This window comes from Pseudomonas sp. W15Feb9B (assembly GCF_000828175.1).
GTDB lineage: Bacteria > Pseudomonadota > Gammaproteobacteria > Pseudomonadales > Pseudomonadaceae > Aquipseudomonas > Aquipseudomonas parakoreensis.
Genome location: NZ_JTKF01000041.1, coordinates 31,274 through 45,725, shown reverse-complemented (window position 1 = coordinate 45,725; position 14,452 = coordinate 31,274). Strand labels below are relative to the sequence as shown.

Here is a 14,452-nt window from a genome sequence, read left to right as displayed (position 1 = left end):
ATTGTTCCGGTTGTGAACGCGCAGCCAGTAATGTGGCCTCCGTCTATGCAAGACAAGGTAAAGAAATAACATGGGCAGCATGCATCCCGTACAGGTGATCGCGGTGACCGGCGGCAAAGGTGGCGTCGGCAAGACTAACGTGTCAGTGAACTTGTCTCTGGCGCTGGCAGAGCTTGGCCGTCGGGTCATGCTGCTGGACGCTGACCTGGGGCTGGCGAACGTCGACGTTCTGCTGGGACTGACCCCCAAACGCACGCTGGCCGATGTGATCGAAGGCCGCTGCGAGCTGCGCGACGTGCTGTTGCAGGGCCCCGGCGGGATCCGCATCGTACCGGCCGCTTCCGGCACCCAAAGCATGGTGCACCTGAGCCCGGCGCAACATGCCGGTCTGATTCAGGCCTTCAGCGACATCGGCGACAATCTCGATGTACTGGTGATCGACACCGCTGCGGGCATTGGTGACTCGGTAGTCAGTTTCGTGCGCGCGGCGCAGGAAGTGTTGCTGGTGGTCTGCGACGAGCCGACCTCGATCACCGACGCCTACGCGCTGATCAAACTGCTCAATCGCGACTACGGCATGAACCGCTTCCGCGTCCTCGCCAACATGGCGCAGAGCCCGCAGGAAGGGCGCAATCTGTTCGCCAAGTTGACCAAGGTCACGGATCGCTTTCTCGACGTCGCCTTACAATACGTCGGCGCGGTGCCGTACGACGAAAGCGTGCGCAAGGCAGTGCAGAAGCAGCGAGCGGTCTATGAAGCCTTTCCGCGTTCCAAGTGCGCGCTGGCGTTCAAGGCGATCGCACAGAAGGTCGATACCTGGCCGCTGCCTGCCAACCCGCGTGGGCACCTTGAGTTTTTCGTCGAGCGCCTCGTGCAGCAAACGGCAGGGCCTGTGTTATGACCGCCAGCGGTATGAACTACTACAAGAAATCGGCACGTGACGCGCAGTACGAGTTGATCGAGCGTTACGCGCCACTGGTCAAGCGCATTGCCTATCACTTGCTGGCGCGCTTGCCGGCGAGTGTGCAGGTTGAAGACCTGATTCAGGCCGGGATGATCGGCCTGCTCGAAGTCTCGACCAAATATGACGCCAGCAAAGGCGCCAGTTTCGAAACGTACGCGGGCATTCGGATCCGCGGCGCGATGCTCGATGAAGTGCGCAAGGGGGATTGGGCACCACGCTCGGTTCACCGCAACACCCGTATGGTCAGCGACGCAATTCGCTCAATTGAAGCTAAAACCGGCCGTGATGCTAAAGATCACGAGGTTGCGGCCGAACTCCAATTGAGTCTCGATGATTACTACGGGATTTTGAATGACACGCTGGGCAGCCGGCTGTTCAGTTTCGACGACCTGCTGCAGGACGGCGAACACGAAGGGCTGCACGAGGATGGCGCCAGTGCTCATCTTGAGCCGTCACGCGATCTGGAAGATGAACGCTTCCAGGCTGCGCTGGCGGACGCGATTGCCAATTTGCCGGAGCGTGAGCGACTGGTGTTGGCGCTGTACTACGACGAAGAACTGAACCTCAAGGAAATCGGTGAAGTCCTTGGCGTCAGTGAATCGCGGGTCAGCCAGTTACACAGCCAGTGCGCGGCCCGTTTGCGGGGGCGTTTGGGGGAGTGGCGAGCGCGCTGAAGGCAGTGTGGGGACACTGCGAACGAGGCTGGTGCGGTGAAGAACGGCACCGGTCTTGCTCTGTTGTGCTCCAGACAGTCATCGAGTGCTTTGCCGGATTGATTGAAATGGCGCGTCCAGGTGCTGGGCGCGTTTAAGACTGCTTGGAGGTCGAATTGGACAAGAACATGAAAATCCTCATCGTTGATGACTTCTCAACGATGCGGCGGATCATCAAGAACCTGCTGCGTGATCTGGGGTTCACCAACACCGTCGAGGCCGACGATGGCACCACTGCCATTCCGGTGCTCAACAGCGGAAGCATCGACTTTCTGGTAACGGACTGGAACATGCCGGGCATGACCGGTATCGACCTGCTGCGCCACGTGCGTGCCGATGAAAAACTCAAGCACCTGCCCGTGCTGATGGTGACTGCCGAAGCCAAGCGCGAGCAGATCATCGAAGCGGCCCAGGCCGGCGTGAACGGCTACGTGGTCAAACCTTTCACGGCTCAGGCGCTGAAAGAAAAAATCGAGAAGATTTTCGAACGCATCGGCTGATGAACGCGCGGGGGAGCTATGGAGCATAACGAATCTTCACAGGGCGATTTCGAATCGACCCTGAAAAAACACGCGGTCGAACTGGTCGAGAGCCTTGAAAAAGGCAGGTTCGGCGACGCTGTGCAACTGATCCATGAGCTCAATCAGACCCGTGACCGTGGCCTGTATCAGGAAGTGGGCAAGCTCACACGCGAACTGCACAGTGCGATCGTCAACTTCCAGATTGATCCGCACATGCCGCAGGCCGAGGAAGTGTCGCAAATCACCGACGCCACCGAACGCCTGGGCTATGTGGTCAAGCTGACCGAAGCCGCGGCCAACCGCACCATGGATCTGGTGGAAAGCGCCACCCCGGTGGTCAATGGCCTGGCTGAAGAAGCCCAGGCGCTGAGCACCGATTGGGGCCGCTTCATGCGTCGTGAAGTCGGGGCTGAAGAGTTCCGCGAACTGGCGCGCCGGGTCGACGGTTTTCTGTCACGCAGCAGCACGGACAACCGTGCGGTGTCGAGCAACCTGAACGACATCCTGCTGGCTCAGGATTACCAGGACCTCACCGGTCAGGTGATCAAGCGTGTGACCCAACTGGTCACCGAAGTCGAAAGCAATTTGCTCAAACTCGTCCTCATGGCCAGTCAGGTTGACCGTTTTGCGGGCATCGAACACGACCGTGCCGCGATGCTTGCAGAAAAAGATCCACAAAAACATCTCTCGCAGGGTGAAGGTCCGCAGATTCATGCCGATAAACGAGAAGACGTTGTGTCCGGTCAGGACGATGTGGACGATTTGTTATCCAGCCTCGGATTCTAGAGTTTTGGAATTTTAGGTTTTTTGGGTTTTTAGACCTGTAGGAGCACCCCATTAATGAGCTTCGGCGCCGATGAAGAGATCCTTCAGGATTTCCTGGTTGAGGCCGGCGAGATTCTTGAGCAACTGTCCGAGCAACTGGTCGAGCTGGAAAGCCGCCCGGATGACGCAGATCTGCTCAATGCAATTTTTCGCGGTTTCCACACTGTAAAAGGGGGCGCCGGCTTCCTTCAGCTCAACGAGCTGGTGGAGTGCTGTCACATCGCCGAAAACGTATTCGACATCCTGCGCAAGGGTGAGCGTCGCGTTGATGCAGAACTGATGGACGTGGTGCTCGAAGCACTGGACGCGGTGAACAGCATGTTCAGCGAAGTCCGTGAACGTGCGCCGATCACGGCGGCCACCCCGGAACTGCTGGCCGCGCTGGCGCGTCTGGCTGAACCGCAATCGGCCGACGAAGCCCCGGCTTCTCCGGTTGCCGAGATGATCGAAGAACTGGTCGTCGAAGGTGATTCAAGCGATTCGGGCGACATCACCGATAACGAATTTGAACAGCTGCTGGATTCGCTGAACGCCGTCAAGGCTGAAGCCGAAGCCCCGGCCGCTGCTGCACCTGCGCCGGCTGCCGATACGGCCGCCAGCGATGAAATCACCGACGCCGAATTCGAGTCGTTGCTCGATCAACTGCACGGCAAAGGCCAGTTCGCGCCAGACGCCGTTGCACCGACTGCGGCTGCTCCGGCGGCACCGGCGGCGGGCGACAGCTCGGACATCACCGACGACGAATTTGAAGCACTGCTCGATCAATTGCACGGCAAGGGCAACTTCGCCGTTGAAGCGCTGGAATCGGCTATTGCTTCGGCACCGGCTGCGCCTGCCGCACCGGCGGCCGCGGCTGCCGGCAGCGACCTGATCAGCGATCACGAATTCGAATCGCTGCTCGACGAATTGCACGGTAAAGGCAAGTTCACCGACGTTGGCGCCGCTGCTGCGGGCACCGCATCGACCGTGGCTGCGCCTGCCGCCAAGGCCGCGGCTGCGCCGGTTGCAGCACCGAAAGCAGCGCCCAAGCCTGAGCCGAAAGCCGAAGCGCCAAAACCGGCCGCCGCTGCTGCACCGGCGCCGGCCCGTGCTGCCGCTGCTCCGCCGCCGGAAAAACCGGCGAGCGAAGCCGAAACCACCGTGCGTGTCGACACTGCGCGTCTCGACGAAATCATGAACATGGTCGGCGAACTGGTGCTGGTGCGTAACCGCCTGGTGCGCCTGGGTCTCAACAGCGGCGACGAAGCCATGTCCAAGGCCGTGTCGAACCTCGACGTGGTCACGGCGGACTTGCAGACCGCGGTGATGAAGACCCGGATGCAGCCGATCAAGAAGGTCTTCGGGCGCTTCCCGCGTCTGGTTCGTGACCTCGCGCGCCAGCTCAAGAAAGAGATCAACCTGGAACTGGTGGGTGAAGAAACCGACCTCGACAAAAACCTTGTCGAGGCCTTGGCCGACCCGCTGGTCCACTTGGTGCGCAACGCGGTCGACCATGGCATCGAGTCGCCGGAAGAGCGCGAAGCTTCGGGCAAGGCCCGTGGCGGTCGCGTGGTACTGGCCGCCGAGCAGGAAGGCGACCACATCCTGTTGTCGATCTCCGACGACGGCAAGGGCATGGACCCGAACGTCCTGCGTTCGATCGCGGTAAAACGCGGTGTGATGGACAAGGACGCGGCCGATCGCCTGAGCGATACCGAGTGCTACAACCTGATCTTCGCCCCGGGTTTCTCGACCAAGACCGAGATCTCCGACGTGTCCGGCCGCGGTGTCGGCATGGACGTGGTGAAAACCAAGATTTCCCAGCTCAACGGTTCGATCAACATCTACTCGACCAAGGGCCAGGGCTCGAAGATCGTCATCAAGGTGCCGCTGACGCTTGCGATCATGCCGACCCTGATGGTCATGCTCGGCAATCAGGCGTTTGCGTTCCCGTTGGTCAACGTCAACGAAATCTTCCACCTCGACCTGTCGACCACCAACGTGGTGGATGGCCAGGAAGTGGTGATCGTGCGGGACAAGGCGCTGCCATTGTTCTACCTCAAGCGCTGGCTGGTCAGCTCTGCCGCTCACGAAGAGCAGCGCGAAGGCCATGTGGTGATCCTGTCGGTGGGCACCCAGCGGATCGGCTTCGTCGTCGATCAACTGGTCGGCCAGGAAGAAGTGGTCATCAAGCCATTGGGCAAAATGCTGCAGGGCACTCCGGGCATGTCCGGCGCCACCATCACCGGTGACGGCCGCATCGCGTTGATCCTCGATGTTCCAAGCATGCTCAAGCGTTACGCGACGAAGCGTATTTGAATCCGGGGCGGCGGGGCGACGACGTCCCGCTGCACCTAATGGAGTGTTTATGGCAGTCAAAGTCCTGGTGGTGGACGATTCGGGTTTTTTCCGCCGCCGCGTCTCGGAAATTCTTTCAGCGGATCCGAGCATCCAGGTGGTCGGCACGGCTACCAACGGTAAAGAGGCGATCGATCAGGCCCTGGCCCTCAAGCCGGACGTGATCACCATGGACTACGAGATGCCGATGATGGATGGCATCACGGCGGTGCGGCACATCATGCAGCGCTGCCCGACCCCGGTGTTGATGTTCTCCTCGCTGACCCACGAAGGCGCCCGGGTGACCCTGGATGCGCTGGACGCCGGTGCGGTGGATTTCCTGCCGAAGAATTTCGAAGACATTTCTCGTAACCCGGAGAAGGTCAAGCAACTGCTGTGCGAGAAGGTCCACAGCATCTCGCGCAGTAACCGTCGTTTCAGTGCCTACAGTGCGCCGGCTCCGGCCGCTGCACCGACGCCTGCGCCAGCCCCGGCGGCTTCGAGTTTCAGCAGCCACAGCACTGCTGCTCCGACGCGTCCGGCTCCAGCTCCAGCACCTGCTCGCGCGCCAGCCGCCAGCGCTTCGTCGCCGGCTCCGAAACGCAAAGCCTACAAACTGGTCGCCATCGGCACCTCGACCGGTGGTCCGGTTGCCCTGCAACGGGTGCTGACCCAATTGCCGGCAAACTTCCCGGCACCGATCGTGCTGATCCAGCACATGCCCGCGGCGTTCACCAAGGCGTTTGCCGAGCGTCTGGACAAGCTGTGCCGCATCAGCGTCAAGGAAGCCGAGGATGGCGACATCCTGCGTCCGGGCCTGGCGCTGCTGGCCCCAGGTGGCAAGCAAATGATGATCGACGGCCGTGGCGCGGTGAAAATCCTGCCGGGCGACGAGCGTCTGAACTACAAGCCGTGCGTGGACATCACCTTCGGTTCGGCGGCCAAGTCCTACGGCGACAAAGTTCTGGCGGTGGTCCTTACCGGCATGGGCGCCGACGGCCGTGAAGGCGCACGTCTGCTCAAGCAGGGCGGCAGCTCGGTATGGGCCCAAGACGAAGCAAGCTGCGTGATCTACGGCATGCCGATGGCCATCGTCAAAGCCGATCTGGCTGACGCGGTCTACGGCCTGGACGACATCGGCAAGCACATCGTCGAGGCGTGTATCTGATGGATGTTTTAAGCCTTATCGGGATTATCCTGGCGTTCGTCGCCATCATCGGCGGCAACTTCCTTGAAGGCGGCCACCTCGGCGCGCTGGCCAACGGCCCGGCGGCGCTGATCGTCCTCGGTGGCACCATCGGTGCCGCGCTGCTGCAATCGCCGATGAGCGCCTTCAAGCGCGCCATGCAGATTCTCGCCTGGATCCTGTTTCCGCCACGGGTGGACTTGGCTGGCGGCATCGACCGCGTGGTCAACTGGAGCCTCACCGCGCGCAAGGAAGGCCTGCTCGGCCTGGAAGGCGTCGCCGATGCCGAGCCGGACAACTACTCGCGCAAAGGCCTGCAACTGCTGGTCGACGGCGCCGAGCCGGAAGCGATCCGCAGCATCCTCGAAGTGGACTTCTACACCCAGGAAGCCCGCGACATCGAAGCGGCCAAAGTCTTCGAAAGCATGGGCGGCTACGCGCCGACCATCGGCATCATCGGTGCGGTGATGGGCCTGATCCATGTGATGGGCAACCTCGCTGATCCGACGCAATTGGGCAGCGGCATTGCCGTGGCATTCGTCGCGACCATCTACGGCGTGGCCAGTGCCAACCTGGTGTTGCTGCCGGTGGCGGCCAAGCTCAAGTCAATCGCGTTGCGGCAGTCGCGTTATCGCGAAATGTTGTTGGAAGGTATTTTGTCGATCGCCGAAGGTGAAAACCCTCGCTCTATCGAGCTGAAGCTTCAGGGCTTCATGGATTGATGGGGGTAATGGACTATGGCTCGCCGCAGGCATCAGGAAGAACACGTTAATCACGAGCGCTGGCTCGTGTCCTACGCGGATTTCATCACGCTGCTGTTCGCGTTCTTCGTGGTGATGTACTCGATCTCGTCGATCAACGAAGGCAAGTACAAAGTCATTTCCGAAGCGCTGATCGGGGTTTTCACTGACTCCGATCGCTCGCTCAAGCCGATCCCGATCGGTGAGGAACGACCGAAAACCGTCACCCCGGCCAAGCCGCTGGTCAAGGACAGCGAGCAGGTCGACGCCGGTATCGCCGGGGCCAGCGATCCGCTGAAAAGCATCGCCGATGACATCAGTGCCGCGTTCGGCGACTTGATCGCTTCCAACCAGATGACTGTGCGCGGCAATGAGTTGTGGGTCGAGATCGAACTCAACTCCAGCCTGTTGTTCGGCAGTGGCGACGCGATGCCGAGCGACATCGCCTTCAACATCATCGACAAGGTCGCGGCGATCCTCAAACCGTTCGACAACCCGATCCACGTCGAAGGCTTCACCGACGATCAGCCGATCCGCACTGCGCAGTACCCGACCAACTGGGAGCTGTCCTCGGCGCGTTCGGCGAGCATCGTACGGATGCTGGCGATGCAGGGCGTGAACCCCGGGCGTCTTGCCTCGGTGGGTTACGGCGAGTTTCAGCCGGTGGCCAACAACGCCACCGCCGAAGGTCGGGCGAAAAACCGTCGTGTGGTGCTGGTGGTGTCGCGCAATCTCGATGTGCGCCGCAGTCTGACCGGTACCGGGACCGCCAATGCGCAACCGGACGCCGCATTGAAGCGTGCTGGCACACAAACTGCACCGACCCCGGTCAAGACGCCGGGACGCGAGAGTGCCGTCAATTCTCCGTCGCCCGCATTAATACGCTGAGCTATGTCTCGGTCGAGGATCTCGGCCGGGAGGAACGAACCGAATGAGAGTCTGGGCAGTCGCCAATCAAAAGGGTGGTGTCGGTAAAACCACATCTTCCATCGCTTTAGCCGGATTGCTGGCGGAGGCGGGCAAGCGCGTGGTTGTGGTCGATCTCGACCCGCACGGCTCAATGACCAGCTATTTCGGCTACGACCCCGACAGCCTGGAACACAGCAACTACGACCTGTTTCTGCACAAGGGCAGCGTGCCGCAAGGCTTGCCCGGGCAGTTGCTGTTGTCGACCAGCGACGAACGCATTTCCCTGTTGCCGTCCAGTACCGCGCTGGCCACCCTTGAGCGCCAGTCGCCAGGGCAAAGCGGTCTGGGCCTGGTGATCGCCAAGAGTCTGGCGCAGCTGTGGCAGGACTTCGATTACGCGATCATCGACAGCCCGCCGTTGCTCGGCGTGTTGATGGTCAACGCCCTGGCCGCGAGCCAGCAACTGGTGATCCCGGTGCAGACCGAGCACCTGGCCGTCAAAGGTCTGGAGCGCATGGTCAACACCTTGGCGATGATCAACCGCTCGCGCAAACAGGCGCTGCCGTTCAGCATCGTGCCGACCCTGTTCGACCGCCGCACCCAGGCGTCGCTGGGCACCTTGCGCGTGCTGCGCGACAAGTTTCCGGAAGAGATCTGGCAGGGTTACATCCCGGTCGATACCCGTCTGCGTGATGCCAGCCGGGCCGGGGTCACGCCTTCGCAGTTCGACGGCAAGAGTCGTGGCGTGCTGGCGTACCGCGCGTTGCTCAAGCATCTGCTGGCGCAGCAACTTGTTCCGCAGGTGGCTTGAGCATGAATCGGCCGATCAAACTGACGTCGCGTCCGCAACTGGCGTTGCAGTCCTATCTGGACAGCTTGCTGCAGGAAATCCCTGACGAGTTGCCGCCAGTGGAAATGCCGGTCGAGGCGCCGGTCGAGGTGGCCGAAAGTGCTGCGGCGCTGGATGAGTTTCAGGCTGCGGTACTGGAAGAGCAGGCGCGTGATGCGAAAGCCGCCAAACCTGCCGCCCCGGTTGTCGCGCCTGCCGCCGCACCGATCGCCAAGGCGCCAGTGGCGTTGATCGAAGAAGCCGAGCCGCCACGCGCGCCGGTTTCGACACTCGCACCGCTGCTGCAAACCCAATTGCTGAAAACCGCGCCGGAACCGGTCGTGGCCGAACCTGCGCCAGTTGCGCCGGCACCCGTCGAGCAGACGCTGGTGCCGCCGGTGGTGGAAGTTCACCTGCCGCCAAGCAACACGCCACCTCCGGTGGACACCAATGGCCGTCCGGCCTGGGCTGCCGAAGCGTTCGAGTGCCTGTTGTTCGATGTTGCCGGGCTGACGCTGGCGGTGCCGCTGGTGTGCCTGGGCTCAATCTATTCGCTGGCCGGCCACGAGTTGACGCCGCTGTTCGGGCAGCCGGAATGGTTCCTCGGGATTCTGCCGAGCCAGGCCGGCAATCTGAAAGTCTTGGACACGGCGCGTTGGGTCATGCCGGATCGCTATCGCGATGACTTCCGTCAGGGCCTGCAGTACGTGATTTCGGTACAAGGTTACGAATGGGGCCTGGCGGTGCATCAGGTCAGCCGTTCGTTGCGTCTGGATCCGAATGAAATCAAATGGAGAAGTCACCGGGGTCAGCGGCCATGGCTCGCCGGCACGGTGATCGAGCACATGTGTGCATTACTTGATGTAGCCGCGCTGGCCGAGTTGATCGCCAGCGGCGGGGCAAAGCACATGGGCGGCCACAAGCCGCTACATAAATCGACATAGCAGCCGACATAACAATCAGGCGATGGCATTTTTCAATGCCTCCACACAGAACACACACCGCCCAGTGCGGTTTTTTCGAGGGGTCAGGGTATGAGTAGTCAGGCGACGAATGCAAAAGGTTCTGAAGATCCGATCCTGCAATGGGTGACCTTCAAGCTGGACAACGAAACCTACGGCATCAACGTGATGCGCGTTCAGGAAGTCCTGCGGTACACCGAAATCGCTCCGGTACCGGGTGCGCCAAGCTACGTGCTGGGCATCATCAACCTGCGCGGTAATGTGGTCACCGTGATCGACACCCGTCAGCGCTTCGGCCTGAACAGCGGCGAGATCAGTGACAACACCCGTATCGTCATCATCGAAGCCGACAAGCAAGTGGTCGGGATCATGGTCGACAGCGTGGCCGAAGTGGTTTACCTGCGTCAGTCGGAAATCGAGACCGCGCCGAACGTCGGCAATGAAGAATCGGCCAAGTTCATCCAAGGCGTGTGCAACAAGAACAACGAGTTGCTGATCCTGGTCGAGCTGGACAAGATGATGAGCGAAGAAGAATGGTCGGAACTGGAGAGCATCTGATTGATTCTCGAGGTGGCGGTCATTGTCCTGTTCCTCTTCTGGGCAGGCACGCTGGCAATGTTTCTGGCGTACATCAAGGCGCAGCGCGTAATCGCGGCGCAACAGGCCCAGGGCGACGCGCTGCGTGATCAGCGCATCAAAGACCTGGCCAAGCGTGTCGACGACTATCAGAACGGCAACGTGCGCATGGGCGAAGCCCTGCACGAGCTGCGCTCGGTCGTCGGCCCGTTGCCGGACAAGATAGTTGCGCTGGAGCAGCGCGACCCATCTAGCCTGTCGTTCGCCCAGGCGGCGAAACTGGTGGGCATGGGCGCGAGCGTCGATGAGCTGACTCAGTCCTGCGGTTTGACCCAGGCTGAGGCGGAGTTGATGCGCAAGTTGCACAGAAGCTGAAGATCAAAAGATCGCAGCCTGCGGCAGCTCCTACATTGGAACGCGCTTCCCTGTAGGAGCTGCCGAAGGCTGCGATCTTTTGCTTTCAAGGCTTAATAATCATTCCCGCGCGCGGTAACGTCCTTCTCGACCATCGGCGCATCCGGATCCTGTCCCTCGGGGAATTTTCCCTTCAGATTCCACGCAAACGCGATGATCTCGGCAATCGTGCGGTACAGCTCTTCGGGGATGCTGTCGCCCAGCTCCATCCGCGCCAACAGCCGCACCAGCTCGGCGTTTTCATAGATCGGCACTTCACAGTCGCGGGCAATGCGCAGGATTTCTTCGGCCAGTTCCTCGTCGCCCTTGGCGGTGAGGGTCGGGGCGTGGTTGCCGTCGTATTTGAGGGCGATGGCCTGGCGTGGAGCAGTGGAATCGTTCATGCGGTTTCGTCGACCCAGCGGTGTTCGAGACGGGTTTGATTGCCTTGCGGCGGGGTGCCGAGGTGGCAGTCGAGATCACCGACGTTCAGCCCGCGATCGAGCAGGCGCTGGCGCAGCGCGAACAGGTTGGTTTCGATCAGGTCGGCGGTGTACGGGCGCTCGGCCCACAGCTGGCTCGACAGGCTGCCGGCAATCAGCTGCGCCTGAATTTGCATCGGCCCCAACGGCTCCATATCGAACGCCATATCGACGCGCCACAGTTGCTGTTTGGGCTCGCGCTCGTCGCGGCGTTCGTTGGGTTGCGGTTCTCTTTCCGGCGCTTCTTCGCGCTGGAACTTGACCTGCAACGGCACGATGTCCTGCAGGTTACGCATGGGGATTTCCAACTGCCAGGTGCTGAGCAGGCGGCCGTCATCGGTGACCCCGGTCTGTTCCAGACTCGACAACTGATGGCTTTGCAGGCGCGACACGGCGGCTGCAGCGAGGCGCAGCAGATGTTCCAGATCGCCTTCGCCGTCCTGGCTTTGCAGCAGGCGGTCGGGCAGCGGGAAACTGCTCGGCACGGGTTTGGCGCTGACCTGGCCGAGGGTGCCGAGGGCGTTGCGCACGAAACTCGGCAGCGCTTGCGCCAGGGTGTTGGCAGCAATGATCGCATTGAAACTGGCATTGCCCGGCACACCCGGGGACAGTTGCGCGATCAGTTTGAGCAGATCGGCTTTCATGTCCGGGGTCAGCGCCGGATTCTGTCCGGTCAGCAATTTGGCTTCGAGGAAGGCGCCACTGTTGGCCAGGGCCAGGGCCACGCCTTTGGCGCTGCTCATCTGCTGCAGGTCGGGCAGGTTGGCGAGCAGGCGCGTGACGGCAGCGCGCAGATCCTGCGAGGTCTGATCATCGTCGCTCGGCAGGTTTTGCAAAGCATTGAGCAAACCGTCCAGCGAGCCTTGGCGACTCTGTTGGCCGAGCAGTTGCTGGCTCACCGCCAATTGCTCCTGACGGCTGCTCAGCGGCACGAACTTGAGGGTTTGCGAGTCTTCGACCAGTGCCGAAAGCAGGGTGCCGATGCGCAGCGGCGTCGGGCTGTCGATGTCCAGTGTGGCGCCGCTCTGTGCGGTGTTGAGCAGGCTCACCAGCGAGCGGTACACCGTCGGCTGTCCCGGCACTTGCGGCAGTGTCTGCGAGGTCAGCACCTTGCCTTGCAGCAGTGTGCCGACCGGCAACTGCGCGGTGTCGATGCGGGTGAGGGCGGCGACGCTGCTGGCGATGGCCTGCTGCACGGTGATTGCCAGATTGCCCGCCGATGGCTGAGTAACCGCCAGGTTGGTGCCGGTCGGCAACGGCAGGTTGCTGCTGGCTTGCACGGTGGTCTGGCGGCCGCCGTCGACGGTGACCTTGAGCAACAGTTGAAAGGTCTGATCCGCCTGCTTGAGTGACAACACCTCGGCCTGAGCGCTTTGCCCGGCACCGATCAAGCCTTCGACCGGGGTCAGCAGCTTGAGCAACTCACCGCTCATCACCAGCGGACGCGTGTTCGCCGGGGTGGTGGGCGGAAGCGGGAGGATGTTCATTTCGCCTGTCATACGCGGACACAACCTGAGGAAATTGCGCTCTTGGGAGTAAGGCACGCCATGTATAATGCCGCGCGTCTTGCGCTTCGTTCAGAAAACATAGCAATTGTTTGATCCAGCTCTCTGGTTCGCACCGTCATTGCATTTATCCTGCATCTCTTTAACGGCCGCGCCAGAGCCGACTTGAACCGTATAAGGCCCGTGATCCCTTGACCAGTCCTGTCCTGCAAACCGTTGCCCTTGCCTGCGAGCGAGACCTGCGGCTGCTCTTCGAAAATTTCGAATTAAGACTGGCCAGTGGCGATATGGTGCAGATCAGCGGCCCCAACGGCAGCGGCAAGACCAGCCTGCTGCGCCTGTTGTCCGGGTTGATGCAGCCGACCAGCGGTCAGGTGCTGCTCAACGGTCAGCCTTTGACAGCACAACCGAGCGAACTGGCGCGCAACCTGTTGTGGATCGGCCACGCCGCCGGGATCAAGGACCTGCTGACCCCGGAAGAGAACCTGTCCTGGCTCTGCGCCCTGCATCGGCCGGCTGAACGCGAGGCAATCTGGCAGGCGCTGGCAGCCGTAGGATTGCGCGGTTTCGAAGATGTTCCCTGTCACACCCTGTCCGCCGGTCAGCAACGCCGCGTGGCGCTGGCGCGGCTGTATCTGGACAGCCCGCCGCTGTGGATTCTCGACGAGCCGTTCACCGCGCTCGACAAACAGGGCGTGGCGCAACTTGAAGAGCACCTGGCCGGGCACTGTGAACGCGGCGGTCTGGTGGTGCTGACCACCCACCACACGCTGAGCCGGATGCCGGCCGGTTATCGCGATATCGATCTGGGGAACTGGGCAGTATGAGTGTGTTCGGCCTGCTGGTTGCCCGTGAGTCCCGCCTGCTGTTTCGCCGCCCGGCAGAACTGGCCAATCCGCTGATTTTCTTCGCCATCGTCATCGCATTGTTCCCGCTGGCCGTCGGCCCGGAAACTCAAGTCTTGCAAAACCTGTCCCCGGGGTTAGTCTGGGTGGCCGCGCTGTTGTCGGTCCTGCTTTCGCTGGACGGATTGTTTCGCAGTGATTTCGAAGATGGCTCTCTGGAACAGTGGGTCCTTTCGCCGCACCCGCTGCCCCTGCTGGTGCTGGCCAAGGTACTGGCACACTGGCTGTTCTCGGGACTCGCACTGGTTCTGCTCTCGCCGTTGCTGGCGTTGATGCTCGGTCTGCCGGTTGCCTGCCTGCCAGTGTTGCTGTTGTCTTTGCTGCTGGGTACCCCGGTGCTGAGCTTGCTCGGCGCGGTGGGCGCGGCGCTGACGGTCGGTCTGAAACGCGGCGGCCTGTTGCTGGCGTTGCTGATTCTGCCGTTGTACATCCCGGTGTTGATCCTTGGCAGTGGCGCCTTGCAGGCCGCCTTGCAAGGCATGCCGGCGACCGGGTATCTGCTGTGGCTGGGTAGCCTGACCGCCCTGGCGATCACCCTGACACCTTTTGCAATAGCGGCTGGCCTGAAGATCAGCGTCGGCGAATAATGAGGTCTGGTTAAAATTTAACCAGCAAAGACCCTGAGA

Annotated in this window: 16 protein-coding genes; 14 read left to right on the top strand and 2 right to left on the bottom strand. The window is 61.5% G+C overall.

All coding sequences use genetic code 11. The features are described from left to right. The first annotated feature begins 70 nt into the window (after window positions 1–70). The 12 genes from fleN (at window position 71) to OC71_RS20720 (ending at window position 10,916) form a co-directional block, all read left to right on the top strand. Window positions 71–901, top strand: a complete 831-nt coding sequence (fleN, locus tag OC71_RS20775; RefSeq protein WP_003222917.1) for a flagellar synthesis regulator FleN — start codon at window positions 71–73, stop codon at window positions 899–901. Then, on the top strand, window positions 898–1,638 hold the full coding sequence (gene fliA / locus OC71_RS20770; protein ID WP_007920004.1) for an RNA polymerase sigma factor FliA: 741 nt from the start codon (window positions 898–900) through the stop codon (window positions 1,636–1,638). The genes fleN and fliA overlap by 4 nt, the downstream gene beginning before the upstream one ends. A gap of 167 nt (window positions 1,639–1,805) precedes the next feature. Then, window positions 1,806–2,177: a chemotaxis response regulator CheY gene (locus OC71_RS20765; RefSeq protein WP_003183998.1), complete on the top strand. Its 372-nt coding sequence runs from the start codon at window positions 1,806–1,808 to the stop codon at window positions 2,175–2,177. An 18-nt stretch (window positions 2,178–2,195) separates the two neighbouring features. Further along, window positions 2,196–2,984: a protein phosphatase CheZ gene (locus OC71_RS20760; RefSeq protein ID WP_027613919.1), complete on the top strand. Its 789-nt coding sequence runs from the start codon at window positions 2,196–2,198 to the stop codon at window positions 2,982–2,984. 54 nt (window positions 2,985–3,038) lie between these two features. Beyond that, window positions 3,039–5,321 carry a chemotaxis protein CheA gene (locus tag OC71_RS20755; protein ID WP_041072951.1) on the top strand — a complete coding sequence of 761 codons (2,283 nt, stop codon included), beginning with the start codon at window positions 3,039–3,041 and terminating at the stop codon, window positions 5,319–5,321. 49 nt (window positions 5,322–5,370) lie between these two features. Further along, window positions 5,371–6,507, top strand: a complete 1,137-nt coding sequence (locus tag OC71_RS20750) for a chemotaxis response regulator protein-glutamate methylesterase (protein WP_041072948.1) — start codon at window positions 5,371–5,373, stop codon at window positions 6,505–6,507. Beyond that, window positions 6,507–7,247 carry a flagellar motor protein gene (locus tag OC71_RS20745; RefSeq protein WP_007967839.1) on the top strand — a complete coding sequence of 247 codons (741 nt, stop codon included), beginning with the start codon at window positions 6,507–6,509 and terminating at the stop codon, window positions 7,245–7,247. Before OC71_RS20750 ends, OC71_RS20745 begins: the two co-directional genes overlap by 1 nt. Before the next feature lie 15 nt (window positions 7,248–7,262). Next, window positions 7,263–8,153, top strand: a complete 891-nt coding sequence (gene motD / locus OC71_RS20740) for a flagellar motor protein MotD (protein ID WP_003222931.1) — start codon at window positions 7,263–7,265, stop codon at window positions 8,151–8,153. Window positions 8,154–8,196: 43 nt separating this feature from the next. Beyond that, window positions 8,197–8,985 (top strand): ParA family protein, encoded by a 789-nt coding sequence (locus OC71_RS20735; protein ID WP_003222933.1) that lies wholly within the window; start codon window positions 8,197–8,199, stop codon window positions 8,983–8,985. A 2-nt stretch (window positions 8,986–8,987) separates the two neighbouring features. Then, complete coding sequence (locus OC71_RS20730) at window positions 8,988–9,947, top strand: CheW domain-containing protein (RefSeq protein WP_041072945.1); 960 nt, start codon at window positions 8,988–8,990, stop codon at window positions 9,945–9,947. 90 nt (window positions 9,948–10,037) lie between these two features. Next, entirely contained in the window at window positions 10,038–10,523 is a 486-nt protein-coding gene (locus tag OC71_RS20725) for a chemotaxis protein CheW (RefSeq protein ID WP_003222936.1), read from the top strand. Continuing rightward, entirely contained in the window at window positions 10,524–10,916 is a 393-nt protein-coding gene (locus OC71_RS20720) for a DUF2802 domain-containing protein (protein ID WP_007961680.1), read from the top strand. 92 nt (window positions 10,917–11,008) lie between these two features. Here the strand turns inward: OC71_RS20720 and OC71_RS20715 are convergent, their stop codons facing one another. Continuing rightward, window positions 11,009–11,338, bottom strand: a complete 330-nt coding sequence (locus OC71_RS20715) for an EscU/YscU/HrcU family type III secretion system export apparatus switch protein (protein ID WP_041072943.1) — start codon at window positions 11,336–11,338, stop codon at window positions 11,009–11,011. Then, window positions 11,335–12,915, bottom strand: a complete 1,581-nt coding sequence (locus OC71_RS20710; protein ID WP_041072941.1) for a flagellar hook-length control protein FliK — start codon at window positions 12,913–12,915, stop codon at window positions 11,335–11,337. Before OC71_RS20710 ends, OC71_RS20715 begins: the two co-directional genes overlap by 4 nt. 197 nt (window positions 12,916–13,112) lie before the next feature. Here OC71_RS20710 and ccmA point away from each other — a divergent pair, with 197 nt between their 5' ends. Then, the gene (gene ccmA / locus OC71_RS20705) at window positions 13,113–13,748 is read left to right on the top strand and encodes a cytochrome c biogenesis heme-transporting ATPase CcmA (RefSeq protein ID WP_041072939.1); all 636 of its coding nucleotides are present in this window, start codon (window positions 13,113–13,115) and stop codon (window positions 13,746–13,748) included. Next, the gene (gene ccmB / locus OC71_RS20700; protein ID WP_003222942.1) at window positions 13,745–14,413 is read left to right on the top strand and encodes a heme exporter protein CcmB; all 669 of its coding nucleotides are present in this window, start codon (window positions 13,745–13,747) and stop codon (window positions 14,411–14,413) included. Before ccmA ends, ccmB begins: the two co-directional genes overlap by 4 nt. The last annotated feature ends 39 nt before the right edge of the window (window positions 14,414–14,452 follow it).